Annotated in this window: 23 protein-coding genes; 9 read left to right on the forward strand and 14 right to left on the reverse strand. The window is 70.9% G+C overall.

The features are described from left to right. From ACIBEJ_RS09820 to ACIBEJ_RS09830, 3 genes are all read right to left on the reverse strand, one after another. Positions 1-759 (reverse strand): thioesterase family protein, encoded by a 759-nt coding sequence (locus ACIBEJ_RS09820; RefSeq protein WP_397182257.1) that lies wholly within the window; start codon positions 757-759, stop codon positions 1-3. A 10-nt stretch (positions 760-769) separates the two neighbouring features. Then, on the reverse strand, positions 770-2,263 hold the full coding sequence (locus tag ACIBEJ_RS09825; protein WP_397183242.1) for a hypothetical protein: 1,494 nt from the start codon (positions 2,261-2,263) through the stop codon (positions 770-772). A gap of 105 nt (positions 2,264-2,368) precedes the next feature. Next, on the reverse strand, positions 2,369-2,593 hold the full coding sequence (locus tag ACIBEJ_RS09830) for a hypothetical protein (RefSeq protein WP_397182258.1): 225 nt from the start codon (positions 2,591-2,593) through the stop codon (positions 2,369-2,371). 208 nt (positions 2,594-2,801) lie between these two features. Here ACIBEJ_RS09830 and ACIBEJ_RS09835 point away from each other — a divergent pair, with 208 nt between their 5' ends. From ACIBEJ_RS09835 to ACIBEJ_RS09845, 3 genes are all read left to right on the forward strand, one after another. After that, the gene (locus ACIBEJ_RS09835) at positions 2,802-3,371 is read left to right on the forward strand and encodes an HhH-GPD-type base excision DNA repair protein (RefSeq protein ID WP_397182259.1); all 570 of its coding nucleotides are present in this window, start codon (positions 2,802-2,804) and stop codon (positions 3,369-3,371) included. 206 nt (positions 3,372-3,577) lie between these two features. Beyond that, entirely contained in the window at positions 3,578-5,671 is a 2,094-nt protein-coding gene (locus tag ACIBEJ_RS09840) for a SpoIIE family protein phosphatase (protein ID WP_397182260.1), read from the forward strand. Positions 5,672-5,912: 241 nt separating this feature from the next. Beyond that, a complete protein-coding gene (locus ACIBEJ_RS09845) occupies positions 5,913-7,556 on the forward strand; it encodes an RNA polymerase sigma factor (protein ID WP_397183243.1) in 1,644 nt (547 codons plus the stop codon). 343 nt (positions 7,557-7,899) lie between these two features. Here ACIBEJ_RS09845 and ACIBEJ_RS09850 read toward each other — a convergent pair whose 3' ends face one another. Together ACIBEJ_RS09850 and ACIBEJ_RS09855 are read right to left on the reverse strand one after the other, a co-directional pair. Continuing rightward, positions 7,900-8,325, reverse strand: coding sequence for a hypothetical protein (locus tag ACIBEJ_RS09850; protein ID WP_397182261.1), 426 nt, complete (start codon positions 8,323-8,325; stop codon positions 7,900-7,902). Positions 8,326-8,388: 63 nt separating this feature from the next. Next, complete coding sequence (locus ACIBEJ_RS09855) at positions 8,389-9,144, reverse strand: ABC transporter permease (protein ID WP_397182262.1); 756 nt, start codon at positions 9,142-9,144, stop codon at positions 8,389-8,391. Positions 9,145-9,221: 77 nt separating this feature from the next. Here ACIBEJ_RS09855 and ACIBEJ_RS09860 point away from each other — a divergent pair, with 77 nt between their 5' ends. Beyond that, positions 9,222-9,818 (forward strand): TetR/AcrR family transcriptional regulator, encoded by a 597-nt coding sequence (locus ACIBEJ_RS09860; protein ID WP_397182263.1) that lies wholly within the window; start codon positions 9,222-9,224, stop codon positions 9,816-9,818. A 9-nt stretch (positions 9,819-9,827) separates the two neighbouring features. Further along, entirely contained in the window at positions 9,828-11,048 is a 1,221-nt protein-coding gene (locus ACIBEJ_RS09865) for an MFS transporter (protein WP_397182264.1), read from the forward strand. 1 nt (position 11,049) lies between these two features. On the opposite strand, the gene ACIBEJ_RS09870 is transcribed toward ACIBEJ_RS09865, so the two are convergent. Then, a complete protein-coding gene (locus ACIBEJ_RS09870) occupies positions 11,050-11,790 on the reverse strand; it encodes a YaaA family protein (protein WP_397182265.1) in 741 nt (246 codons plus the stop codon). An 88-nt stretch (positions 11,791-11,878) separates the two neighbouring features. Between ACIBEJ_RS09870 and ACIBEJ_RS09875 the strand changes: the two genes are divergently transcribed. Further along, positions 11,879-13,036: a hypothetical protein gene (locus tag ACIBEJ_RS09875; protein ID WP_397182266.1), complete on the forward strand. Its 1,158-nt coding sequence runs from the start codon at positions 11,879-11,881 to the stop codon at positions 13,034-13,036. On the opposite strand, the gene ACIBEJ_RS09880 is transcribed toward ACIBEJ_RS09875, so the two are convergent. Genes ACIBEJ_RS09880 through ACIBEJ_RS09890 form a run of 3 tightly spaced genes read right to left on the reverse strand, consistent with a single transcriptional unit; the run spans position 12,933 to position 14,718 of the window. Next, positions 12,933-13,529: a hypothetical protein gene (locus ACIBEJ_RS09880; RefSeq protein ID WP_397182267.1), complete on the reverse strand. Its 597-nt coding sequence runs from the start codon at positions 13,527-13,529 to the stop codon at positions 12,933-12,935. The genes ACIBEJ_RS09875 and ACIBEJ_RS09880 overlap by 104 nt on opposite strands. Beyond that, positions 13,526-14,095, reverse strand: coding sequence for a hypothetical protein (locus ACIBEJ_RS09885; protein ID WP_397182268.1), 570 nt, complete (start codon positions 14,093-14,095; stop codon positions 13,526-13,528). The genes ACIBEJ_RS09880 and ACIBEJ_RS09885 overlap by 4 nt, the downstream gene beginning before the upstream one ends. After that, a complete protein-coding gene (locus tag ACIBEJ_RS09890; protein ID WP_397182269.1) occupies positions 14,092-14,718 on the reverse strand; it encodes a hypothetical protein in 627 nt (208 codons plus the stop codon). The genes ACIBEJ_RS09885 and ACIBEJ_RS09890 overlap by 4 nt, the downstream gene beginning before the upstream one ends. A gap of 31 nt (positions 14,719-14,749) precedes the next feature. Here ACIBEJ_RS09890 and ACIBEJ_RS09895 point away from each other — a divergent pair, with 31 nt between their 5' ends. Next, positions 14,750-15,481 (forward strand): GNAT family N-acetyltransferase, encoded by a 732-nt coding sequence (locus tag ACIBEJ_RS09895; RefSeq protein ID WP_397182270.1) that lies wholly within the window; start codon positions 14,750-14,752, stop codon positions 15,479-15,481. An 86-nt stretch (positions 15,482-15,567) separates the two neighbouring features. Here ACIBEJ_RS09895 and ACIBEJ_RS09900 read toward each other — a convergent pair whose 3' ends face one another. Continuing rightward, entirely contained in the window at positions 15,568-15,798 is a 231-nt protein-coding gene (locus ACIBEJ_RS09900; protein ID WP_397182271.1) for a hypothetical protein, read from the reverse strand. Between the two features lie 246 nt (positions 15,799-16,044). Here ACIBEJ_RS09900 and ACIBEJ_RS09905 point away from each other — a divergent pair, with 246 nt between their 5' ends. Beyond that, complete coding sequence (locus tag ACIBEJ_RS09905) at positions 16,045-18,099, forward strand: type IIA DNA topoisomerase subunit B (RefSeq protein WP_397182272.1); 2,055 nt, start codon at positions 16,045-16,047, stop codon at positions 18,097-18,099. A gap of 159 nt (positions 18,100-18,258) precedes the next feature. Here the strand turns inward: ACIBEJ_RS09905 and ACIBEJ_RS09910 are convergent, their stop codons facing one another. The 4 genes from ACIBEJ_RS09910 to ACIBEJ_RS09925 all read right to left on the reverse strand — a co-directional run bounded on the left by ACIBEJ_RS09910 (position 18,259) and on the right by ACIBEJ_RS09925 (position 22,244). After that, entirely contained in the window at positions 18,259-19,080 is an 822-nt protein-coding gene (locus ACIBEJ_RS09910; protein WP_397182273.1) for a PIG-L deacetylase family protein, read from the reverse strand. 49 nt (positions 19,081-19,129) lie between these two features. Next, a complete protein-coding gene (locus ACIBEJ_RS09915) occupies positions 19,130-20,089 on the reverse strand; it encodes an N-acetylglucosamine kinase (RefSeq protein WP_397182274.1) in 960 nt (319 codons plus the stop codon). Continuing rightward, positions 20,086-21,345, reverse strand: coding sequence for a 6-phospho-beta-glucosidase (locus ACIBEJ_RS09920; RefSeq protein WP_397182275.1), 1,260 nt, complete (start codon positions 21,343-21,345; stop codon positions 20,086-20,088). The genes ACIBEJ_RS09915 and ACIBEJ_RS09920 overlap by 4 nt, the downstream gene beginning before the upstream one ends. Before the next feature lie 74 nt (positions 21,346-21,419). Next, positions 21,420-22,244, reverse strand: coding sequence for a TauD/TfdA dioxygenase family protein (locus ACIBEJ_RS09925; protein ID WP_397182276.1), 825 nt, complete (start codon positions 22,242-22,244; stop codon positions 21,420-21,422). Between the two features lie 85 nt (positions 22,245-22,329). Between ACIBEJ_RS09925 and ACIBEJ_RS09930 the strand changes: the two genes are divergently transcribed. Next, a complete protein-coding gene (locus ACIBEJ_RS09930; protein WP_397182277.1) occupies positions 22,330-24,840 on the forward strand; it encodes a DNA topoisomerase (ATP-hydrolyzing) subunit A in 2,511 nt (836 codons plus the stop codon). The last annotated feature ends 56 nt before the right edge of the window (positions 24,841-24,896 follow it).

Here is a 24,896-nt window from a genome sequence, read left to right on the forward strand (position 1 = left end):
CTACCGTGGCGCGACGAAGAGTGTCTGTACGGCGGCGCCGACCTCGCCGGCCTCGTCGAACAGCGCCGAGCGGGTGAGGCCGCGGCCGGACGGTCCGACGACGGTCTCGGCGTCCATGCAGATCCATTCGCCGGCCGGCGCGCGGAACAACGAGACCGTGAGATCCACGTTGACGAACAGATGCGTCTCGAACGGCAGGGCGTGGCTGATGCCGTTGCCACTGTCGGCCACCGCCAGGAGGCGTTCGAGCGGGGACATGGGCTCGTTCTCGACCAGCGGCACGTCCAGGCGCATCCAGGCGGTGGCGGGGCCGGTCTCCATGGGGCCGCCCTTGACGAAGCGCCAGTCCATGGCCCTGCCGTACCCGAAGCCCGTGGACAGCCACGACGGCGAGCTCGGCGCGGCGGGGAGCGGGGCGGGCGGCGGCTGGGTGGCGGTCTCGGGGCTGTCGCCGGCGCGGATGCGCCAGGCGGTGGCGCGCACGTACTCGCGGCCGCCCGCGCGGACCGTCGCGGCCAGGCACTGCACGCGCCGGCCGTCGCGGACGACCTCGGTGTCGACCTCCAGTTCGCCGATCGGCACCGGGGCGAAGACGTCGGCGGCCAGGCGCGACAGCTCCAGGCCGGGCACGGGCGCGGTCAGGCCCAGCTCGTGGGCGATCAGCGCGGTGACCGGGCCCAGGTGCTGGAACTCCGGATGCCAGGGGCCCTGGGTGTGCTCGGAGGCGCGGTAGCGGCCGGGACCCAGCCACGCGTACATCGACATATGTCTAGATCTCGTCGGGGATGTCGGCGATGTCGTCCAGTGCGGCGGCGAGCTCCTCGGGGTCGCCGCCGATGCGCTCGGCGATCTCGATCAGCACGTGGAGCACGTCGTGGCGGTCGTGCCCGAGGTCCAGCAGGCGCTGGGCGGCCTCCCAGAGCTGGGGCGGGTCGCCGTCCCACAGCCGGGTCGCGATCTCCTCGTGCCAGGCCAGGTGCTCCTCGTCGATGTCGCCCACGTGGTCGAAGCGCAGCAGCGTGCGCCGGTCGGCCTGGTCGGCGGGGTCGAGCTTGTCCAGGTCGATGTCGCCGTGCATGCCCTGCAGGAACGGGAACGCGAACACCCGCCTGGCCAGCGCCGACAGGTCGCCGTCCGGCAGCAGCCGCTCCAGCAGCGGCAGGTCCAGGCCGAAGGAGGTCGGGTCGCGGTAGGACTCGGGGAACTTCGCCGTCGCCTCCCACACCGCGTCCTGCGTCGCCCGCAGCCCCCGCTCGGGCAGTCCGGTACGGCCGGCCGCGAAGCGCACCCACGCCGACAGCACGTGCGGCATCGCCTCCTGCTCGGCCCGGCTCAGCATCACCTTGCGCGGCAGCCAGTCCAGCAGGAACGTCTCGCACTTGACCGGGCTGACCCGCATCGGCCGGTTGAAGTCCTGCTCGCAGCCGTAGTCGATGATGTGGTCGGCGCAGCGCGAGGCCGCCGACGGGTCCGACAGGTGCTCGGCGGCGTCGGAGGACAGGAACTCCGCGGCCAGCATGGCCCGCCGCTCGCGGCTGTAGGGGGCCTCGATGTGCAGCGGCGCCGGGCGCTTGCGGCCGGGCGGCAGCGCCTTCAGCCGGGAGCGGGCGAAGGCGTGGTAGGCGCTGTAGCTGTCGCTGACCGGCGGCGGCGTCTTGGGCTCGCGGGTGGCCTTCATCGCCGACTCCAGCAGCGCCCGCGCCTGCTGCGGCTCGATCTCCTCGAACAGCAGCATCGGGTCGGCCTCGGCTTCGGTCCTGGCCTGGTCGAGCAGCTTGTCCACGTGGGAGGAGACCCAGGCGTCGCGGGCCATGCCGTTCATGTTGTGGTCGACGACCATGACCAGCGCGTGCCGGTCCTGGGGACGGTCGGCGGCCTCGCCCCAGCGGTAGGCGAAGGTGCAGATCACGGTGTCCTGGTCGCCGTAGGCGTCGCGGGAGACGTAGCAGCCGGTGGGCTTGACCGCGCCCACCCGGTCGGCCCAGCCGGGCCGCGCCACCCCGCCCTCCATCATCGCCAGCGCCGCGCCCTCGGCCTTGGCGCCCTGGCGGGCGGTGCCGAGGTAGGCCAGGCAGATGAGCAGCGTCAGCGAGGCGGGCGTGCCGGCCTTGGCCGCGTAGTCGACCAGCCCCTCGCCGAGCACCTGCTCGACGTCACCGCCCTTGACGCGCTTTCCCCACCAGGCGCCGATCATGTCGGAGACCATGAGCTCCGCGTCGAGGGGCGTCCGCACGGCGAGAAGTTCGCGCGCCGCCTGCAGCATCTCCTGGAAGACCTCATCAGGATTGGTTCGGTGTCGGCGCACGCCCTCACTCTCTCGCATTCCAGGCACAAACGGCGCGTTTCACGCAGCCTGGTGACCCCGATGTTATCGGGCGCTACGGGGAGGAGGCGCGGAGTTCACGATGGCGAGCAGGTGCTCGCGCGCGATGCGCTCGACGATCTGCGGAGTCGCCTGGATGCCGAGGTGCTCCGCGCAGGCGCACACGTCGGCCACACATCGGTCGATCGTGTCGACGGGCACGGTGAGAAACTCTTCGGCCAGCCGATGACTAACTGGCTCTTTGAGCATGCGTGTGGCCAGAGCGAGCATAGTCGTGAGATTCCTCTGCAAGCCCGGGGGCAAACCCCCCGGAGTCGGACGCGGGCGACTTGCGCTCTCATTCCATCTGTTCTCGGGCCGGTGTCAAGCCTCCAGGCCGACTGTGTTCCCTTCGTTTGCACGACGTTCTCTCTCGGCTGTACGGCACAGCGAGGCCGACCGCCGAACGTGAGAGACCCTTTCGTGCGAAGCTGTTGCCATGCGCATCCAGCTCGCCCAGCGGACGGAGGCCGACGAGCTGCTCGGCCGCAGCCCGCTCGCCCTGCTCGTCGGCATGCTGCTTGATCAGCAGATTCCGATGGAGTGGGCGTTCACCGGCCCGCACACCATCTCGGAGCGGCTCGGGCACGACCTCACGGCCGGGGAGATCGCCTCCTACGACCCCGAGGCGTTCGCCGCGCTGCTGGCCGAGAAACCCGCCGTGCACCGCTATCCGAAGTCGATGGCCGGCCGCGTCCAGCAACTGGCCGCCTACCTCGTGGAACGCTACGAGGGCGAGCCCGAGCGGATCTGGGCGGATGCCGCCGACGGCAAGGAATTGCTCAAGCGACTGCAAGATCTTCCGGGCTACGGCAAGCAGAAGGCACAGATTTTTCTGGCCCTGCTGGGTAAGCAGCTCGGAGTGCGGCCGCCCGGATGGCGCGAGGCGGCCGGACTTTACGGCGAGGAGGGTTCCCACAGGTCGGTGGCCGACGTCACCGACCAGGAGAGCCTGGGCAAGGTCAGGGCAACCAAGCAAGAGGCCAAAAGGGCGGCGAAGGCCAAGTAGCCTGATCTTGCTGCGTAACGTGGAGCGATTTTGACAGGATGCGTTGTCCATAGTGGAGACCCGCGGGTGGCGGGGGGTTCCATCCGCGCACACCCATCGCCGATGATGTACAGCAGAATCCGGTCGCCCGGAGCTGCGCTACGCCGATACACAGTTATGGAGATGTGCCGCGTGGGAGACCCTGGCACGCGACGGAGGTGCCGACCATGAGCGCCGAGACCTCCGTTCCCCGTCCCCGGGAGTCGGATGTGGACATCTCAGACTCCGGCCTGTTCAAGGGCCTGCTTTCCGAGGCGGAGTTCGCCTTCGCCTTCTTCGACGTCGAGGGCCGCGTCCAGCAGGTCAACGACGTGTTCACCGACGTCGTCAGCGTGCCCGCGGACAAGCTGACGGGAAAGCCGCCGGTCGAGACGCTCGCCGCCGACCTCAGCCAGTTGATCACGCACGCCGTCCAGGCCGTGGTCGAGAGCGACGGTCCCGTCACCGAGGGCCGGGTGCGCGTGCGCACCGCCGAGGGCGACACGCGCCACTGGTCGCTGTCGTTCTCGCCGATCCACGACGAGGGCGGTGAGCTGCGCGCCGTCGCCCTGGTCGGGCTCGACGTCACCGAGAGCCGCCAGACCGAGGAGGAACTGCGCCGCAGCGAGGAGCGCTACCGCTCGCTGGTCGAGGCGCAGTCCCAGCTCGTGTGGATCACCTCGCCCACCGGCGCCGTGGTGGAGGACGCGCCCCAGTGGCGCGCCATCACCGGCCAGGGGCTGGAGGAGTACCTCGGGCAGGGCTGGCTCGACGCGGTCCATCCCGACGAGCGCCAGCAGACCGAGGAGGCCTGGCGCGAGGCCCTGCGCGGGCGGACCATGTTCGAGTGGAACTACCGGGTGCGCACCCGGGCCAGCGGCTACCGGCACTTCGAGGTGCGGGCCGTACCGATCATCAGGCACGGCCGGGTGGTCGAGTGGGTCGGCGCCAACACCGACGTGACCCCGCAGCGCGAGGCCGAGGAGATGCGCGGGCGGCTGACCGACCAGCTCGGCGCTGCCGCGCTGCGCACCGCCAGGCTGCAGGGCGCCACGGCCATGCTGGCCGAGGCGCTGACGGTCGAGCAGGTGGTCCAGGTCATCATCGACGTCGGCCGCACCGCGCTGGCCGCCGACCGCTCCGCCGTGGCGCTGCTCGACACCGACCGGGCCGCGCTCAAGCTGGTCAACGGCGAGGGCGTGCCCGAGGTGCCCGGCGCCTCCGGCGAGGAGATCCCGCTGTCGCACTCCAGCGTGATGACCATGGCGGTCAACAGCCGCCGGCCGGTCTTCGCCGAGTCGCCGGAGTCGCTGAAGTCGCAGCTCCTGGAGGCGGGCGGCAGCGAGGAGGTCCTGTCGGCCTACCTCAAGCACAGCGACGAGCGGGCCTGGGTGGGCCTGCCGCTGCTGGCCGCGGGCCGGGCGCTGGGCGCGCTGCGCTTCTCCTTCACCAGGCCGCAGAAGATCTCCCAGGAGGACGGCGTCTTCCTGGAGGCGCTGGCCGGGCAGTGCGCGCTGGCCGTCGAGCGGGCCACGCTGTTCGAGCGCGAGCACCGCACCGCCGAGACGCTGCAGCGCAGCCTGCTGCCCGACCGGCTGCCCGTGGTCAAGGGGCTGGTGCTGGCGCAGCGCTTCCGTTCCGGAAGCCGTCACGTGCAGGTCGGCGGCGACTGGTACGACGCCTTCGTGCTCCAGGACGGCCGCGTGGCCGCGGTGGTCGGCGACGTCATGGGCAAGGGCGTCAAGGCGGCCGCCGGGATGGGCCGCATCCGCAACGCCATGCGGGCGCTGGCGCTGACCAATCCGCCTCCCGCGGCCGTGCTGACCGGTCTCGACCGGGTCTTCGAGGCCACGGAAGAGGAGGAGCAGGTCACGACATTGGCGTACATGGTGGTCGAGCCGGTGACGGGAGAGGGGACGCTGGCGATGGCCGGCCACCCGCCGCCCGTCCTGGTTTCGCCGCAGGGCACGGCGATTCTGTGCGACGCCGAGCCCGGTACTCCGCTAGGCTGGCCGACCAGCCGTAGGCAGTTCCGGTTCGTGGTGCCGCCTGGCCATACAGCCGTGCTCTACTCCGACGGTCTGGTGGAGAACAGGAAGCGTGGGCTGGACGCCGGTCTCGCGGAACTTTGCTCTGTTGTGACCGAAGCGCCGCCTGAGGTGGTCAGTAGTCCGCACATGCTGCTGGACTTCCTGGTAGACCGGATGTTGTCGGGATATGAACAGGATGATGACGTTACCGCGCTGGCCATTCACGTTCCGCCGGCCACGAAGAGTGACTGAATGAAACAGTCATAAGGGTTGCTTTCGGGTATCAGTGCCGCGCTTACGTACGCACTACTGTCCGGGTCGGCCTAGGGTGGAGGTCAACCGCCGGGAGGTGGCCGTATGAGGTGCTGGGTCGTGCCAGAATGCTGGATGGTCCGTTTGCGCTCCGCACGGCCTCGCCGTACTCCTAGAGAGGCATAGCCCCCCAGCGGGGATCTGGGTCCATTGTCGCCACGCGTTCGTTCGAGAGGTGTTCGTGTCGCCTGCAAGTTCGACTCGCTCGAAGCCACAAGAGCTGAACGAGCCCGTCATTCAGCGACTGCTCGAGCGTGGGCGCTCGCAGGGTTTCCTCGAGTCTGAGGATGTCCGCCAAGCCTTCGAGGAGGCGGACATCCCGATGTCGCACGCCGCCGCGTTCTTGCGGAACCTCAGTAAAGAGGGCGTGACCGTGGTGGTGACCGCCGCGGATTCGGCGGCACCGAAGAAGTCTCGTGGTCCAGCAAAGCGCCGCACCGCTGCCCCCGTCAAGACGAAGACCGCAGCGGCCGCCAAGGAGCAGCAGCCCGAGACCGTGACCGCGGTCGTGGGCGCGGCTGAAGCCGAGCCCGCCAAGAAGGCTGCTCCTGCCAAGAAGGCCGCCCCGGCGGCCAAGAAGGCCGCACCCGCCAAGAAGGCCGACAAGCCGGAGAGCAACAACTCCGGCCCGGCCGACACCAAGCCCAAGGCGTCGGAAGGCGCCGACGACGAGGACATCGACCTGGAGGGCGACGTCGATCTCGAAGACCTCGAGGACATCGAGGTCGACGACGAGGAGATCGTCGCCGAGGCGGAGACCGACTCCGAGGGCGACGACTCCGACGACGATTCCGACGAAGAGCCCAAGGCCGAGGCCGCGGCCGTCGCCGCGCCGGAGAAGAACGAGGAAGAAGTCCTCATCCTCTCCGACGACGACGATGACGCCCCGGTCGCCCAGGTGGCCGCCGCCGGCGCCACCGCCGACCCGGTTAAGGACTACCTCAAGCAGATCGGCAAGGTCCCCCTGCTCAACGCCGAGCAGGAGGTCGAGCTGGCCAAGCGCATCGAGGCCGGCCTGTTCGCCGAGGAGCAGCTCGGCGGCGAGGTCGACAACCTGCCCGTCGACGTGCGGGCGGAGCTGGAGTGGATCGCCGAGGACGGCCGCCGGGCCAAGAACCACCTGCTGGAGGCCAACCTCCGCCTGGTGGTCTCGCTGGCCAAGCGCTACACCGGCCGCGGCATGCTCTTCCTGGACCTGATCCAGGAGGGCAACCTGGGCCTGATCCGCGCCGTCGAGAAGTTCGACTACACCAAGGGCTACAAGTTCTCCACGTACGCCACGTGGTGGATCCGGCAGGCGATCACCCGAGCCATGGCCGACCAGGCGCGGACCATCCGCATCCCGGTCCACATGGTCGAAGTGATCAACAAGCTGGCCCGGGTCCAGCGGCAGATGCTGCAGGACCTCGGCCGCGAGCCCACGCCCGAAGAGCTCGCCCGTGAGCTGGACATGACGCCCGAGAAGGTCGTCGAGGTCCAGAAGTACGGCCGTGAGCCGATCTCCCTCCACACGCCGCTGGGCGAGGAGGGTGACAGCGAGTTCGGTGACCTCATCGAGGACTCCGAGGCCATCGTTCCGGCCGACGCCGTCAGCTTCACGCTGCTGCAGGAGCAGTTGCACTCCGTTCTCGACACGTTGTCGGAGCGCGAGGCGGGCGTCGTGTCGATGCGCTTCGGGTTGACCGACGGGCAGCCGAAGACGCTCGACGAGATCGGCAAGGTCTATGGCGTGACCCGGGAGCGGATCCGCCAGATCGAGTCCAAGACCATGTCCAAGCTGCGGCACCCGTCGCGGTCCCAGGTCCTGCGGGACTACCTGGACTAGCCGTCTGGCCTTTACGCGGGCCCCGTACCCCTCGCCGGGGGTACGGGGCTTTCGCGTTCTCCGGGTCCGCTTGGGCGGGCGGCTTTCCCGGCTCGCTGGGCGCGCGGCTTTCCCTGGCCCGCTTGGGGCACGCGGCGTTCTGGTACGGGAGTCCCCTGCGCGCGAGCCGCGTCCGTGAGCGTCGGTCGTGGCGGGTGGCGGGTGGCGGGTGGCGGTCCGTGTCGCGGGGCCGTTACAGCCGTTACAGGGGTGCGGAGGATCTGAGGCGTGTTGCCTCGTGCCTGGGAGGCGTGTCCAGCGGGCGCTCGCGTGACGGCCCAGGAAGGGGTTGCTCGGAGTGGGGTCAGGGGCAGCGTTTGGCCAGGTCGGCTTCGCCTTGGGTGGAGGAAGTGGTGAACTTCTGGCGGGCTGCCTCCAGGGTCTGCTGGATTTTCTGGAGCTTCGCGGGGTCGCCCTGGGATTGGATGGCGTCCGTGATCGCCTTTTCCAGCGCTTCCAGGCCGTCCAACTGGGCTTGCCAGGCGGGTTTGATGTCGGCCGGGGCGGCGGAGAGGATCGTCCGGGTGGCGGCCTTCGCCTGTTCCAGGGCCGAGGTCATCTGGGCCGGGTCGCCGGACAGGAGGCCCTGGCTGAGGTCGGCGCGTGCCTGCCGGCCGGCGGCCGCGGCGTCGCAGTAGGCGTCGGCGGCGTGGGCGTCGACGGGAGGGGCCGCCCATGAGCTCACGGTGATGACCGCGGTGGCCAGGAGGGTTCCTGTTACACGTCGCACGGCCCATCTCCTCGCTTAGGTGGACATATATGGATATTTCTGCCCGTATGTGGTGAAAGCTAGTCATTTGTCGGTTGTGGAGGGTTGCCAGGCGCCGCGGGCGGCCAGTTCGATGGTGGCCACGCAGGCCACCGCCTCGGCGGCCAGCAGGGCGATGAGGACCACGAGCTGGACGACCCCCGCCGCCAGCGGGGTGGCGCCACCCAGGAGCATGCCGACGAACGCGCCGGGCAGCGTCACCAGGCCCACGGTCCGGGTCTGGTCCAGGGCGGGGACCAGCGCCTGGGCGGCGGCGGGACGGCAGATCTCCAGGCGGGCGCTGCGTGGGAGGAAGCCCAAGGACAGGGCGGCCTCGACCTCGCCGTGGCGTTGCCTCAGCTCGTCCAGGGCACGTTTGCCGGCCAGCGTGGTGGCGGTCATGCAGCCGCCCAGCAGGATTCCGGCGATCGGGATGACGACCAGGCCGTCGGTGGAGATCACCTGGCAGGCCATCAGGAGGGCCAGGACGGGCACGGTTCCGGCGGCGATCGGGATGCCGGCCTGCCACCAGCCCCGGCCGCCGGTGATGCGGCGGCCCGCGGTGAAGGCGGCCACGCCGTACATGAGAAGGACGAACGCGGCGATCGCGGCCGGCAGTGTGAGCACCCAGGTGATCACCACGGAGACCGCCCCGAGCTGGACGGCCGCCCGCGCGCAGGCGGTCACGATGTCGCGGCCGTGGCCCAGGCGGCCGAGCCAGGCGACCGCCGCGCCCGCCGCGACCAGGACGGCGAGTGCCACGGGGAGCAGCGGGGTGATGTCGATCAGAGAGGAGCCCATGCAGGAGGAATATCAGGTCCGGAAAGGACGGTACGCTGTGAACGGCACGGACATTTGTTCACAGGAGGCTCTTGCGCATGCCACCGGCATTCACCCAGCGTGAGCGGGCACGGATCACCGAGCAGTTGCTGGCGGCGGCCACGCGGCTGTTTGCGACCCAGGGGTTGCGCAAGACGTCTCTGCAGGAGCTCACCGAGTCCGCCGGCATCGCCAAGACGTCCCTGTACGCCTTCTTCGACTCCAAGGAGGACCTCTACCTGGAGGCCATGCTCCGCCAGAACGAGCAGGTCAGGCGACGTGTCATCGACGAGGGGCTGAACCGGGGCGAGAACACCCGCGACAGCCTGCGCCGCTTCCTGCGGGCGACGGTCGCGGAGCTGGAGGCCAACCCGCTGTACCGGCGGCTGCTCGCCCATCCGGAGGAGATCGCGCTGGTGGCCGCCAAGCTCACGCCCGAGCGGGTGGCGCAGGCGGAGGGCGGGCCGCTGGCGGACCTGCTGGAGTTCGCCGAGCGGCGGCTGGAGGGTGATCCCCGGGTGGTCGCGGGGGTGCTGCGGGCGGTGTTGCTGGTGCCGTCGCACGCCGGCGAGCTGGGCGCGGAGCTGTATCCGGCGATCATGGACAGGCTGATCGACGCGGTGACCGACGGGCTGACGCCGGCCTCGGCTCGTTAGGGCGCTCTCGTGTCCCTGCTGAGGAACAGGCGGTTCCAGGCGCTCTGGATCGGTGGCGCGATCTCGCAGCTCGGCACCGACATGACCAGGATCGCGATGCCCATGCTGGTGCTCGCGCTCACCGGTTCGCCCGGACTGGCCGGCGTCGTGGCGGGGGCCAAGGCGGCGGCGATGGTCGTGGCGCAGTTGCCCGCCGGGGTGTGGGTGGACCGCTGGGATCGGCGGCGGACGCTGCTCGGGGCGCAGGCGGTGCAGGTGCTGGCGGCAGCCGTACTGGCGGGGGCGGTTCTCGCGGGGCAGGCGCAGGTCTGGGTGCTGGTGGCGCTGGCCGCGGTGGACGGTGTGTGCGTGGCCTTCACCGGGCCCGCGTTGGACACGGCCATCCGCGGCGTCGTGCCTCCCGAGCAGATGCGCGCCGCCTACGCGCAGGAGGAGTCGCGGCGGCATGCCGCCGCGCTGGCGGGGCCGCCGGTCGGCGGGTTCCTGTACGGCCTGGGCCAGGCGGTGCCCTTCCTGGCCGACGCGGTGAGCTACCTGCTGGCCCTGGTGGCGACGGTGTTCGCGCGGGTGCCCCGGCGGCCCGCGGGCGAGGCGCGGCCGGTCAGGACGGGGATGCGCGGGGAGGTGGGCCAGGCCGTCGGCTGGCTGTGGCGGCGGCGGGGGCTGCGTGAGGTCTGCCTCATCGCGATGATGCTCAACCTGCTGGGCGGCGCGTTCGTGATCCCGCTGGTGGTGCTGGTCGGCGAGCGCGGGGGAGACGCGCTGGACACCGGGGCGGTGTTCGCGGCCATGGGGGCGGGCGGGCTGGCCGGGGCGCTGCTGTCCGGGTGGCTGGGGCGGCTGCTGCCGCCGGGCAGGCTGGCGATCGCCTTCACGACGGTGTTCGGCGGGGCGATCATGGCGATGGCGCTGCCGTTCGGGCCGTGGTGGCCGATGGTGCCGCTGCTGGTGTTCTCGCTGACGACGCCGACGTTCAACGTGGTGGTGTCCGCGGTGATCTCGCGGCTGGTGCCCGACGACATGCTGGGGCGGGCCGGCGCGGTGCTCACGCTGGCCAGCAGGGGGCTCACGCCGCTGGCGCCGGTGCTGGGCGGGTCGCTGGCGGCGGCGTTCGGCGGGGCGTGGGCGCTGGCGGTGATCGGCGCGCTCATGCTGGTCGTGGCCGGGGTGGCCGCGGCCAGCCAGGACGTCAGGTCGTTCACGGACGAGCCGGACGAGGTGGCCGCCTGAGTTAGACGGTGGCCTCCACGTCGAGGTGCCAGGGCTGGGCGGGCTTGGGGCGCGGGCCCAGGGTGACGGCGAAGCCGTACGCGTCGAGGAGCTTGGCCAGGTCGGCGGGGGTGGCGGGGTCCTCGCCCGAGCGGACCAGAGCGCGGGCGATCGCGCCCCTGGTGGCCTTGGCCATGTGGCTGACGACCTTGCCGTCGCGGAAGACCCTGACCGCGACCGAGCGGTCGCCGGGCTTCCACGCCCCCGCGTACGTGCCGGAGCGCATGTCGACCACCAGGCCGGGCAGGCGGTCGAGCTGCTTGGTGATCAACGGACGCCAGAAGGCGGCCAGCCCGCCCAGCACGGGCAGGGTGACGCCCATCGACAGGCGGTACGGCGGGACCCGGTCGGTGATCCGCAGCACGCCCCACAGGCCGGAGAAGATGAGCAGCGACTCCTCGGCCCTGCGCAGCTCCGGCGGGGAGAGGGTGGCCAGGCCGAGGTTGTCGTACAGGACGCCGGTGTAGAGCTCGGCGGCCGGCAGCGCGGGGGCGCTCTCCAGCGCGAGGTTCTTCTCCAACTCGGCCGCCAGGCCGGGCGTGAGGCCGAGGACGTCGAGGGCGTCGCGGCGCTTGGAAGCCCTGGCGACGGCGGTTCGCACGCGTTTACGGGCCTTGTCCAGAGCGGGGAAGGAGAGCTCGCCCAGCGGGTCGCCGGAACCCTCCGGCGCCTTGCCTTCGGACGGCGGCAGCAGAATCAGCACGTCAGACAGCTTAGGGCCGGTAGCATCCACAGCGATGAAAGCGTCACTCTCCCCAGTTTGGCTGCCTCTGGATGCACTTGTCCTGGCAGTGCGATCCTTCCTGCCCCTCGCCTTCTTCTACACCGTGGGCCGGGTGGTCCACGACCTGATCCTCGTCGGAGCCGTGTACGCCGGTGACGTCGAGGCGCCGCGCAAGTACCTGGGTTTCGCGATCATGAGCCTGGCCGTGCTGGCCACGCTGGCCTCGTACGTGGCCATGCTGCAGGTTCTGCGCGGAAACGCGGTCCTCGCCGCCCCCTCGGAGGGGCAGGGCGGGCGGCTGTCGACCCTGATCGCGCAGACCATGCTGCCGTTCCTGGCCTTCTACGGGGCCTGGGGGCTGTTCACCGACGACGTCCAGCAGTACAGCATCCTGTCCCAGGAGCTGTTCGGGGTGCAGGAGATCGAGAACCTCACCTTCAACCCGCTGCTGACCACCACGTTCATCGCCCTGGGGGCCTTCGCCCTGCGGGTCGCGGTGGGCAAGGCGTACGAGAAGTGGCCGAAGGGGCGCCTCGGGCTGCTGTCGATCACGCTGGAGTCCATGTGGATGTTCTTCGCGGTGATCAGCGTCGAGCACTGGATCGGGGAGCGGGTCGACTGGCTGACCTCCCGGTCCGCCTGGGTGGCCGTCGCCGACGTGGTCGGCGGGGTGCTGGGGCCGGTGGGGGAGACGGTCGCGGCCGTCGTGCCCGATCTGAAGGACGCGCTGGTGCTGCCTCTGGTCTGGGTGACGATCGCCGCCGTCGTCTACGGCCGTGAGATGGGCCAGGGCGAGGCCCTGATCCAGGGCACCCGGGTCGAGACCGGCGCCGGGCGGGTGAAGCAGGCCGCGCCGGAGCCGGTGCGGAAGGTGGCCGAGTTCGTCTCGCGCGACCTGCGCGACAAGTACACGCCCATGCTGAACGGCCTGCGCCTGGTCCTGGGCGCCGGCCCGGTCTTCTTCCTGGTGTTCTGCCTGTGCTACACGCTGCTGGGCGTGGCCCGCGACTGGGCGTTCATCGGGGTGGTCAACCTGGTCGGGCCGCACGAGAGCAACTGGTGGACCGTGTGGCACGGGCCGATCAAGTTCGGGGTGACGGCGGTCTACGAGGTGCTGCGGATCAGCCTGCTGGCGGCGGCTCTGCGGATGGCGCTGCGGTCGGCGTCAGCCGTACGAAACTCTCGTGGTGATCGCGAAGACGCACCTCAACCCGCAGGGAGCTGACCGCGTCGGCGGGTACGGCGAAGCTCGCCTGGAACCGCGCCTCCACGCCCGGCTTGGCCAGGATGGGCTTGTAGGTCTTCTCGTCGATCCGGGTGCACAGCGTCGAGACCTTGGCGAGGCCCTTCACCCGCGAGTTCGGCGTCCAGACGCGCGCGCGGGAGTCGCGCACGGCCGTCTCGCAGCCCTTGGCCATGGCCTTGCTCGCCGCCGCGTCGCGCGGGGTGACGCCGATGACCGCGGTGACCGCCGTGGTGCCGGGCGGCAGGTCGTCGCCCGAGGTCCTGCCGATGCCGATCAGCCGCCACGTCGAGCCCTCGAATGCCGCGCTCGACCCGGCCGCGGCCTCGATCGGCGCGCCGCCCGAACGCAGCGTGTAGTCCTCCAGCTTGGGCACGACCTGCACGGCCACCAGCGCCGCCACGGCGGCGGCCAGCCCCAGGCCGTACCAGAGGTGCCTGAGGCCCTTGTCGCGTTTGGCGCGCCGCCCGCTCACGAGTCCCCCTCCGCGATCGTCACTGTCGGTACGGCGTCGCCGGACAGCCCCAGCGGCACCTCCACGCCGGGTCCCAGGGCGGAGTTGAGCCGGAAGATGGTCTCGTACCTGGCCTTGGTGATCCGCAGCACCGTGCCCCTGACGGCGTCGGGCGGCAGCTCGAAGGCGAGCACGCCCCGCTGCGGGATGCCCGGGTCCAGGTCGGCCGAGTCGAGGGTGGAGAAGCGGTCGGTGACCCCGTAGCGGGTGCCGTTCAGCGCCTCGAGTTCCACGGTGCCGAGCTGGACCCGCTCCTGGGTGGCGGTGGCGGTCAGGTGGACCACGACCCACACGCCCTTGGTGGCGCGCTTCTCCTTCTTGTCCAGGATGCCGGTCAGCTCCAGCTCGCGCCCGGTCTCGGCGCGCTCGACGCGCACGGTGTACGGGGTGGTGCGCACGTCCTGGCCGACGGCGCCGGTCGAGGAGAGTGGCTGGTAGACGCGGTCGGCGTCGGGACGCAGCCGCTGGACGGCGCCGACGGCCACGAGCAGCAGCGCCGAGGCGACCAGCGCGATCAGCTTGTTCATGCGCGCTCCAGCGGGGTGTCGAGGAGCCAGCGCGGCTCGTCCTGCCGGTACCAGAGCGAGGTCCCCGAGTAGTAGCCCAGCAGGGACCAGCTCGGCTGGTAGTCCTCGTCGTGGAAGGCGACGCTCAGCTTGGCCGGGTCGGGAGCCTCGGCGGCGACCTCCCACGACAGCCGGACGGTCTCGGGCATGCCGGGGTTGAGCAGGCCGCCGCGGTTGTCGCCCGGCCGCATGATCAACTGGTCGCGGATCGACATGATCTTGTCGAGCCGCTTGCCGTCGAGCTGGATGTCGAGGCGGGCGGCCATGTCGGACAGCGACGCGGGGAACCGGCTGACGTTGGTCACGTCCAGGTCCAGCACCACGTACCGGCCCTTGTCCGGCTCGCCGAACGGGGAGGGGTTGGGGTCGCTGGTGGTGTAGGCGGCCTTCTTCGGCACGAGCTGGAAGCGGTTGCCGGTCATCTTCTGCCCGAGCGCGGTCCTGGCCGGCTCGCCCTTGGCGGCGTCCTCCAGCCCGCCGAGCGGCCACGCGACGGCCAGCGGGAGGAGGATCACGGCGGCGAGGCCCGCGAACCACATCCAGGCCCGGCCGCGCGGTGACGATTCGAGGGAAGGGGAGGACACCTGGGGAATCGTAGTAGATATCGTGCCGTTCATGGCTTTTGTCATGGATTTTCGCAGGTTGGTGCACGAGGCATGGCCGGCCTTCGAGCAACACGAGCGCGACGGCTGGGTCCTGCGCTACGCCGGTGGCGTGACCGATCGGGCCAACTCGGTATATGCCCGGAATGTACCTGAGGACGTGGACGCGGCACTGGCATACGCGGAAAGGTTCTACGCCGAGCGCGGCCTGGCGCCCGTCTTCACGGTCGGCGACCACGCCCTCGACGAGGTCCTGGAACGGCGCGGCTACCGGCGCACGCGGCCCGTCCAGGCCATGGTCGCCCGCCTGGACTCCCTGCCCGAGGCGCCCGCGCACCCGGTGCGGATCGAGGACGAGCCCTGGGACGCCTGGATGGAGTCGTGGTGGTCCGTGGACGGCCGCTACGCCGAGGGGATCGCGGCCGCGCGGCGGATCGTGACCGGGGTGCCCGCCTGGTACGCCGCGGTCGAGGAGGACGGCGTGCCGCTGGCCGTGGGGCGCGGCGTGCCGCAGGGGGACACGCTGGGGATCTACTGCATGGCGACCCTGCCCGCTGCCCGCCGCCGCGGGCTCGGGCGCAGCGTGATCAGGGCTTTGGTACGGCGGGCCGTACCGGCTGGGATGTCGTCGGCCTACCTGGTGGTCACCGAGGCGAACGAGAGCGCCAAGGGCCTCTACCGGAGCGAGGGCTTCACCGTGGCCGGGGAGGGCTACCACTATCGGGTGGGCGACCGGAGTTCTTGAACAGCATGACGCGGCGACCCCTGCGCTGAGGGGTAGCCGCGTCGTGCGTAACGCTATATGTGGTTATCTCGGAGCGAGTGCTGGGGTCAGCGCTCGCCGTCGGGGGCCATCGTAGGGGTTTCGCTGAGACGGGCCGATTCGTCCAGGATGTCGGCGCCCTTTTCGCGCAGTGCCGCCACGTGCTGACGCCCATGGTGGGCGCAGAACAGCAGCTCCCCACCTACCGGCAGGGTCGCACGAATGTAGGCCTGGGCACCGCAACGGTCACAACGGTCGAGGGCCGTCAGCGGCTTAACGGGGGCGAGAGCTCCAGTCACGTATCGCCTTTCTGGTCACCCCCGCCGAAGCGAGGATCTGGCGCAGTCACTTGAGACAACATCTAACCGGACCTGGACGTTCCCAACCGGCGCCTCGCTACGCCCAGAGCGGAATGTGTCCCAAAGTAATGATGATCAGCCGGTTGGTAACGGCAAACGTGCCGGGATGGCAAGCTTGTACGCGCGTCAGCGGGAAGAACGGTAAGCTACGCACACGTGTTCGATGGCTAGACCAGAGGAGCGGGAGTGACGGTAGTGGAGGCGGGTTACACAGCTCGTCACCTGTCGGTGCTTGAGGGCCTCGAGGCCGTCCGCAAGCGCCCTGGCATGTACATCGGGTCCACCGACAGCCGCGGTCTCATGCACTGCCTCTGGGAGATCGTGGACAACGGCGTCGACGAGGCGCTGGGCGGCCACTGCACCCGTATCGAGGTCGAGCTCTTCGAGGACGGCTCCATCGAGGTGCGCGACGACGGCCGCGGCATCCCGGTGGACATCGAGCCGAAGAGCGGGCTCCCCGGCGTGGAGCTCGTCTACACCAAGCTGCACGCGGGCGGCAAGTTCGGCGGCGGCTCCTACGCGGCCTCAGGCGGCCTGCACGGCGTGGGCGCCTCGGTGGTCAACGCCCTGTCCTCGCGCCTCGACATCGAGGTCGACCGCGACGGGCAGATCCACCTGATCAGCTTCAGGCGCGGCGTGCCCGGCGTCTTCGACGGCGAGGGCCCCACGGCCAAGTTCAAGAAGAAGTCCGGCCTGCGCGACGGCGGCAAGCTGCGCAAGAAGGTCACCGGCACCAGGGTGCGCTTCTGGGCCGACAAGCAGATCTTCCTGCCCGACGCCGAGGTCTCCATCGACGAGATCCACGTACGGCTGCGCCAGACCGCCTTCCTCGTCCCCGGACTCACGCTGGCCCTGATCCACGACGGCCAGACCGAGGAGTTCCGCTTCGACGGCGGCATCTCCGAGTTCACCGAGTTCCTGGCCCGCGACGAGGCCGTCTGCGAGGTGCTGCGGCTGCAGGGGCTCGGCCACTTCCACGAGACCGTGCCCGTCCTCGACGACCAGGGCCACATGACGCCCACCGAGGTCCAGCGCGAGCTGACCGTCGACGTGGCGGTGCGCTGGGGTAAGGGCTACGACTCGACCATCCGCTCGTTCGTCAACGTGATCGCCACCCCCAAGGGCGGCACCCACGTCACCGGCTTCGAGCGCGCCCTGGTCAAAACCCTCAACGAGCAACTGCGCGAGACCCGCCTGCTCAAGAACGGCGACGACCCGGTCACCAAGGAGGACATCCTCGAGGGCCTGACCGCCGTCGTGACCGTCCGGGTGCCCGAGCCGCAGTTCGAGGGCCAGACCAAGGAGGTCCTCGGCACCTCCGCGGCCACCCGCATCGTCTCCCACGTGGTCTCGCGCGAGCTCAAGGCCGTCTTCGCCAACCCGCCGCGCGGCATGAAGCAGCCGCTGCGCGCGATGCTGGAGAAGATCGTGGCCGCCGCGAAGGCGCGCATCGCCGCCCGCGAGCACCGCGACAACCAGCGCCGCAAGAGCGCCCTGGAGAACTCCGCGCTGCCCGCCAAGCTGGTCGACTGCCGCAGCGACGACGTCGATCGCAGCGAGCTGTTCATCGTCGAGGGCGACTCCGCGCTCGGCACCGCGAAGCTGGCCCGCGACTCGGAGTTCCAGGCGCTGCTGCCGATCCGCGGCAAGATCCTCAACGTGCAGAAGGCGTCGGTCGCCGACACGCTCAAGAACGCCGAGTGCGCCGCGATCATCCAGGTGGTGGGGGCCGGGTCCGGCCGCTCGTTCGACCTGGAGGCCGCCCGCTACGGCCGGATCATCCTGATGGCCGACGCCGACGTCGACGGCGCCCACATCAGGACCCTGCTGCTGACCCTGTTCCACCGCTACATGTGGCCGATGGTGGAGGCCGGACGGGTGTTCGCCGCCGTGCCGCCGCTGCACCGCATCGAGCTCACCAACCCGGGCCGGGGACAGGACAAGTACATCTACTGCTACACCGACGCCGAGCTGCACAAGGTCCTGCGCGATCTCGAACGGCGGGGCAAGCGGTGGAAGGACCCGGTCCAGCGCTACAAGGGCCTCGGTGAGATGGACGCCGACCAGCTCGCCGAGACCACGATGGACCCGCGCCACCGGATCCTGCGCCGGGTGCGCATCGAGGACGCCGAGGCGGCCGAGGGCATCTTCAACCTGCTGATGGGCAGTGACGTGGCGCCGCGGCGCGAGTTCATCGTCAGCAGCGCGGCCGAGGTGGACCGCGACCACATCGACGCCTAGCCACCCCCACCCCGCCCGCCGTCGCACCACCCGTGCGGCGGCGTTCGCATGCCATCAGAACGGCTTCGCCAGGCTGGCAGAGCTGCCGTGGCGTGGTGGGGGTGCGCTGGGCGGGCGGGTGCGGGGGTCAGGCGGGGGTGAGGGTGTGGTGTGGGGGTGTCAGGCGGGGAAGAGGGGGAGGAGGTGGCGGAGTTCCTCCTCATCCACCTGGCGGCCGTAGGGGGCCAGGGCGAAGGACTCCGCGTGGGTTACCCGGGCCGCGTGTTCGGCGCCGTAGCGGGCGGCCAGGGCCGGGCGGTGGGAGTCGGTGGCCTCCAGGAAAGGGGCCCAGTGCCGGGCTACGAACGCCCTTCCCTTGACCGTGTCGCCCGGAGCGGGGGCGTCGTCGAGGAAGCCTCGCTGCCACGCGGCGTACTCCAGGAACTGGGAGGCGTGCGCCAGGCAGGCGTCCAGCTTGGCGTCGAGGACCGGGCCCACGTCAACCGCCAGCTCGCCCCGGTGGAAGGACAGGGCGGCGTAGTCGGTCATGGTCAGGCACAGGGGCTGGCGGGGCAGGGGCGGCCGGCCGGTCTCGACGTTGCGGGTCGTGGCGAAGGCGACCGCGTCCTCCACCAGCCGGCCGGCGGCGCGGTTGTCGGGGTGGCCGGGCCCGTGGCCGTGCAACGCGATCACGACGTCGGCGCGCCAGCCCCGGATCTCGGCCAGCACCTTCAGCCGCGCCTCCACCGAAACCTCCAGCGTGCCGTCGTGGACGTCCCAGATGTCGTAGGCGGTCACACCGAGGGCGTCGGCCGCCTGCCACGCCTCCTCGGCGCGGCGCCTGGCCAGCGGGAGGCGTTCCATGTGGTGGTGGCCGGCGTCGCCGTTGGTGAGGGTCAGGAACTTCACCGCGTGGCCCGCTCTGGCCAGCAGGGCCGCGGTGCCGCCCGCGTAGATCTCGGGCTCGTCGGGGTGGGCGGCGATGACCAGGGTGCGCAACAAGGGGGTTCCTTCCAGAGCGTGGGGCTACCGTGCAGACGGTAGCCCCTGGTCAGAACTGCGCTCGAAGGCGGGCCTCGGCCTCCTGACCGGCGCCGATCGCGTCCAGGCCGTTCAGCGCCGCGCCCACGATGGGCGGGGTGTCGGTCACGACGGGCTTGGCGGCCGGGGTGTGCCTGACGAAGCGGGCATCCAGCAGGTCGGTCAGCAGCGGGTGCCTGGCCCGCAGCACGCCGCCGCCCAGCACCACCTCGGTCGGCGTCTCCAGCAGGTCCAGGCGCGTCAGGCAGACCCTGGCCATGCCGACGACCTCGTCGGCCATGCGGGTGACCAGGCCGACGGCGATCTCGTCACCGGCGGCGGCCACCTCGAACAGCCCCGCGGTCAGCTCCAGCAGGCGCAGCGGGTCGAGCCGGCCGAAGTACACGTCGAGCGCCACCTGCTCGACGGTGGGCGCGCCGAAGTGCGAGGTGACCAGGTCGACGAGCGCGGTGGGGGCGCCGCGGCCGTCCTCGGCGCGGGAGGCGTGCCACATGACCTCGTTGGTGAGCCCGACGCCGCCGCCCCAGTCGCCGACCAGCGGGCCGATCGCGGGGAAGCGGGCCACCTGGCCGGTGGGGGAGACGCCGACGGCGTTGATGCCGGCGCCGCAGACCACCGCCACGCCGGACGGGCCCGACGCCCCGGCACGGAGCAGGGCGAAGGTGTCGTTGCCCACCACGATGTCGCGGGCGAAGCCCCTGGCGCCGAACTCGGCGGCCAGGGCCTCCTCTTCCTCGGGCAGGTCGGCCCCGGCCAGGTAGGCGGCCATCCGGTCGGCGTACGGCGGGGCGGCGCCTGGTCCGAGGGCCTGCCGTACCGCGTCTTCGAGGACGTCGGCGGCGGCCGGGACGCCGGCGCTCTGCGGGACGAACGGCCCGCCACGCCCGCGGGCCAGCACGGTGCCGTCGGAGGAGAGCACGAGCACGTCGGTCTTGCTGTTGCCCCCGTCGACGGCGAGCAGGGTGCTCACCGCTTCACCCACGGCAGGTGCGTGGCGTTGGCCTCCAGCAGCAGGGTGGTCAGCTCGCCCGCGATCGCCTCCTGGCCGATCAGCGGGTGGGCGAGCAGCGCGTTCTGGACGCGGTCGGCGCCGCCGTGGATGGCGGCGTCCAGGGCGAGGCTCTCGTAGGCGGAGACGTTGGCGATCAGGCCGGCGTAGAGGGGGTCGAGCGGGTCGACGGGCAGCGGCGCGGCCCCGGCCGCGGTGATCGTGGCGGGCACCTCGATGACCGCCTCGTCCGGCAGGAACGGCAGCGTGCCCGCGTTGCGCGTGTTGACCACCTGGACGTCGCCGCGGTCGCCGAGCAGGGAGGCGATGAGCGCCACGGCGGCCTCGGAGTAGAAGGCGCCGCCGCGCTTGCCCAGGAGTTCCGGCTTGGTGTCCACGGACGGGTCGGCGTACAGTTCCAGGAGCCGCGCCTCCATCGCGGCCACCTCGTCGGCGCGCGAGGGCTTGGTGCGCTGCTCGGCGACGACGATGTCGTGGGCGTAGAAGTAGCGCAGGTAGTAGGAGGGCACGACGCCGAGGCGGGTGAACAGCTCCAGCGGCAGCCCGATGCTGTCGGCGATCTCCTCGCCGTGCTCGGCCAGCAGGCGGGGCAGGACGTCCTCGCCGTCCAGGTGGACCGAGCGCTCCCAGGTGAGGTGGTTGAGTCCGACGTGGCCGAGGCTGACGCGCTCGGGCTCGACGCCGAGGTGGCGGGCGAAGGTGCGCTGGAAGCCGATGGCCACATTGCACAGGCCGATCGCGCGGTGTCCGGCGTCCAGCAGGGCGCGGGTGACGATGCCGACCGGGTTGGTGAAGTCGACGATCCAGGCGTCCGGGGCGGACTGGCGTACCCGCTCGGCCAGGTCGAGCACGACCGGGACGGTCCGCAGCGCCTTGGCGAGGCCGCCGGCGCCGGTCGTCTCCTGGCCCACGCAGCCGCAGCGCAGCGGCAGCGTCTCGTCCACGTTGCGGGCGGCCTGGCCGCCGACACGCAGTTGGAACAGTACGGCCTGCGCCCCTGCCACGCCCTCCTCGACCGAGGACGTGGCGACGACTTCCGCCGGATGCCCCGCTCGTGCGAGCATGCGGCGGGAGACGCCCGCGACCAGTTCGAGGCGCTCGGCGTGCGGATCGACCAGTGCGATCTCGGTGATCGGCAGATCATCGCGCAGGCGGGCGAACCCGTCGATCAGTTCCGGCGTGTACGTCGAGCCGCCCCCGACAACGGCGAGTTTCACCCTGACTCCCAGCTTATTAGGAAAGTTTCCTAACTCATCCTAGAGTCAAGGGCGGAGTTGGGGAAGGGGCTGTCCTAGGCGGCGTCCTGGTGCTCGGGGAAGGCGTTGACGGTGACCCGGTGCATCCGGCGGCGTTCGGTGTAGTCGGCCACCGCGTAGTGCTGGGTGGGCCGGTTGTCCCAGAAGGCCAGCGTCCCCGGCCGCCACCGCAGGCGCACCTGGTATTCGGGCGAGCGGATGTGGTCGATGAGCAGCGGCAGCAGCGCTTCGTTCTCCCGGTCGGTCAGCCCGACCAGGCGGGTGGTCGAGGCCCGGTTGACGAACAGCGCCTTGCGGCCCGTCTCGGCGTGCGTGCGGACGACCGGCCGCTCGATCGGCGGCCACTTGGCCTGGATCTCCTCCAGGTCGAACGGGTGCCCCTTGGAGATCGCCTTCTTCATCGACATCGTGATGTCGTGCACGGCGGTCAGTTCGTCGCACAGCCGTTGCAGGGACGGCGACAGCGTCTCGTAGGCCAGGTAGGTGTTGGCCCAGCAGGTGTCGCCGCCGACGCTCGGAAGCTGGACGCAGCGCAGCAGCGAGCCCATGGGCGGCGTGGGCTCGAAGGTGTTGTCGCTGTGCCACTCGTCGCCGCCCTCGCCCTTGGGGTCGGTCTGGTCCAGGATGTGGATCGGGCTGCTGGAGTCCTTCTTGAAGGCGGGATGGTTGAGCGTGCCGAAGTTCAGCGCGAACTGCAGGTGCTGCTCGTCGTCGATGTGCTGGTCGCGGAAGAACAGCACGAGGTGGCGCAGCCAGCCCTCGCGGAGCGTGGCCACCTCTTCCGGCGCCAGCGGCTTGCGCAGGTCGACCCCGGTCACCTCGGCGCCGATGTGCTTGGTCACAGGGTGAAACTCAATCATGGCCTGAACGTACGTCCCAAGCAATTGCTTGGTCAAGAGACTCATCGGCCCATTGAGTCGCGGACACCCCCGATCCTCCGCCAAAATGTTCGACATGGCCCGACGCACCACGACCCCGCCTCCGGAGGACTTCGAGGAGCGGATCGTCGACATCGACGTCTCCTCCGAGATGCGCACCAGCTTCCTCGAGTACGCCTACTCGGTGATCTACCAGCGCGCGCTGCCCGACGCGCGCGACGGACTGAAGCCGGTGCAACGCCGCATCCTCTACTCCATGAGCGAGATGGGGCTGCGCCCCGACCGCGGGCACGTCAAGTCCTCGCGCGTCGTCGGCGACGTCATGGGCAAGCTCCACCCCCACGGCGACTCCGCCATCTACGACGCGCTCGTGCGCCTGGCGCAGCCGTTCTCGATGCGGCTGCCGCTCGTCGACGGCCACGGCAACTTCGGCTCGCCCGACGACATGCCGGCCGCGATGCGCTACACGGAGGCCAGGCTGGCCCCCGCCGCCATGCTCATGGTGGAGTCGCTCGACGAGGACACCGTCGACTTCAAGCCCAACTACGACGGCCAGGAGACCGAGCCCACGGTCATGCCGGCCGCCTTCCCCAACCTGCTGGTCAACGGCACCACCGGCATCGCCGTCGGCATGGCCACCAACATGGCCCCGCACAACCTGGGCGAGGTCGTCGCCGCCGCCCGCCACCTGATCAAGAAGCCGGACGCCTCGCTCGACGAGCTGATGCGGTACGTGCCCGGCCCCGACCTGCCCACCGGCGGCTCGATCATCGGCCTGCAGGGCATCCGCGACGCCTACGAGAGCGGCCGCGGCACCTTCCGCATGCGCGCCAAGTGCACCGTCGAGCAGATCACCCCGCGCCGCAAGGGCATCGTCGTCACCGAACTGCCCTACGCCGTCGGTCCCGAGCGCGTGGTCACCAAGATCAAGGACCTGGTCACCAGCAAGAAGCTCCAGGGCATCGCCGACCTCAAGGACCTCACCGACCGGCACAAGGGCCTGCGCCTGGTCATCGAGATCAAGAACGGATTCGTGCCCGAGGCCGTCCTGGAGGAGCTCTACCGGCTGACGCCGATGGAGGAGACCTTCGGCATCAACAACGTGGCGCTCGTCGACGGCGAGCCGCGCACGCTGGGCCTGCGCGAGCTGCTCCAGGTCTACGTGGACCACCGCATCGAGGTCGTGCGCCGCCGCTCCGAGTACCGGCGACGCAAGCGCCAGGAGCGCCTGCACCTGGTCGACGGCCTCATCATCGCGCTGCTCAACATCGACGAGGTCATCCAGGTCATCCGCTCCTCCGACGACTCCGCGCAGGCCCGTCAGCGCCTCATGGACGTCTTCGAGCTGACCGAGATCCAGGCCTCCTACATCCTCGACACGCCGCTGCGCCGCCTGACCCGCTTCGACAAGCTTGAGCTCGACCAGGAGAAGGAGCGGCTGAGCGCGGAGATCGCCGAGCTGAGCGAGATCCTGGGCGCCGAGTCGCGGCTGCGCCAGGTGGTCTCGGGCGAGCTGGCGGACGTGGCCAAGAAGTACGGCACGCCGCGCCGTACCGTGCTGCTGGAGTCGGCGGGAGTGGCCAGGACGCCGGTGGCGTCGCTGATGATCGCCGACGACCCGTGCCTGGTGCTGCTGTCGTCCACCGGCCTGCTGGCCCGCACCCCCGACGCCACCGAGCTGCCGGGCGAGGGCGACCGCGCCGCCCACGACGTGCTGGTGTCCGCGGTGCGCAGCACGGCCCTGGGCAGCGTGGGCGTGGTCACCTCCGAGGGCCGCATGGTCCGGGTGGCGGTGGCCGACCTGCCGACGCTGCCGCCCTCGGCCAACCCGCCGTCGTTGTCGGGCGGGCATCCGGTGGCCGAGTACATCACGCTGAACGCCGGCGAGACCGTCGTCGGCCTGGGCTCGCTCGACCCCGACAGCCCCGGCCTCGCGCTGGGCACCGCGCAGGGCGTGGTCAAGCGGGTGGTGCCCGAGTATCCGGGCAACCGCGACGACTTCGAGGTCATCACGCTGAAGGACGGCGACAGCGTGGTCGGCGCCGTCGAGCTCGACTCCGACGAGACCGACCTGGTCTTCGTCACCTCCGACGCGCAGATGCTCCGCTTCTCCGCCGCCTCCGTGCGTCCCCAGGGCCGCCCGGCGGGCGGCATGACCGGGATCAGGCTCGACGGCGACGCCAAGGTCATCTTCTTCGGCGCGGTCGATCCGAGCCGCCCGGCCCAGGTCGTCACGGTCGCCGGCTCGGCCACCGCGCTGCCCGGCACCCAGGTGGGTGGGGGCAAGGTCTCCGACTACGCCGACTTCCCGCCCAAGGGCCGCGCGACCGGCGGCGTCCGCGCCCAGCGCTTCCTGAAGGGCGAGGACGTCCTGCTGCTGGCCTGGGTCGGCCCGGCCCCGGCCAAGGCGGTCTCGGCCACGGGCAAGCCCGTCCCGCTGCCCGAGGAGATCAGCCGCCGCGACGGCTCGGGGCTGCGCCTGACCCACACGATCGGCGCCGTCGGCGGCAGCCTGGCCGCCGACCTGCCCGCCGCCACCCCGTCCCCGGCCCCGGCGGGAACGGAAGAGCTGTTCTGACGGCTCCGGCCCTGCCCGGCGACACCGGGCGGGGCCGGACGGAAAACGGGAGAGAG

The organism is Nonomuraea sp. NPDC050790, from assembly GCF_044456745.1.
GTDB lineage: Bacteria > Actinomycetota > Actinomycetes > Streptosporangiales > Streptosporangiaceae > Nonomuraea.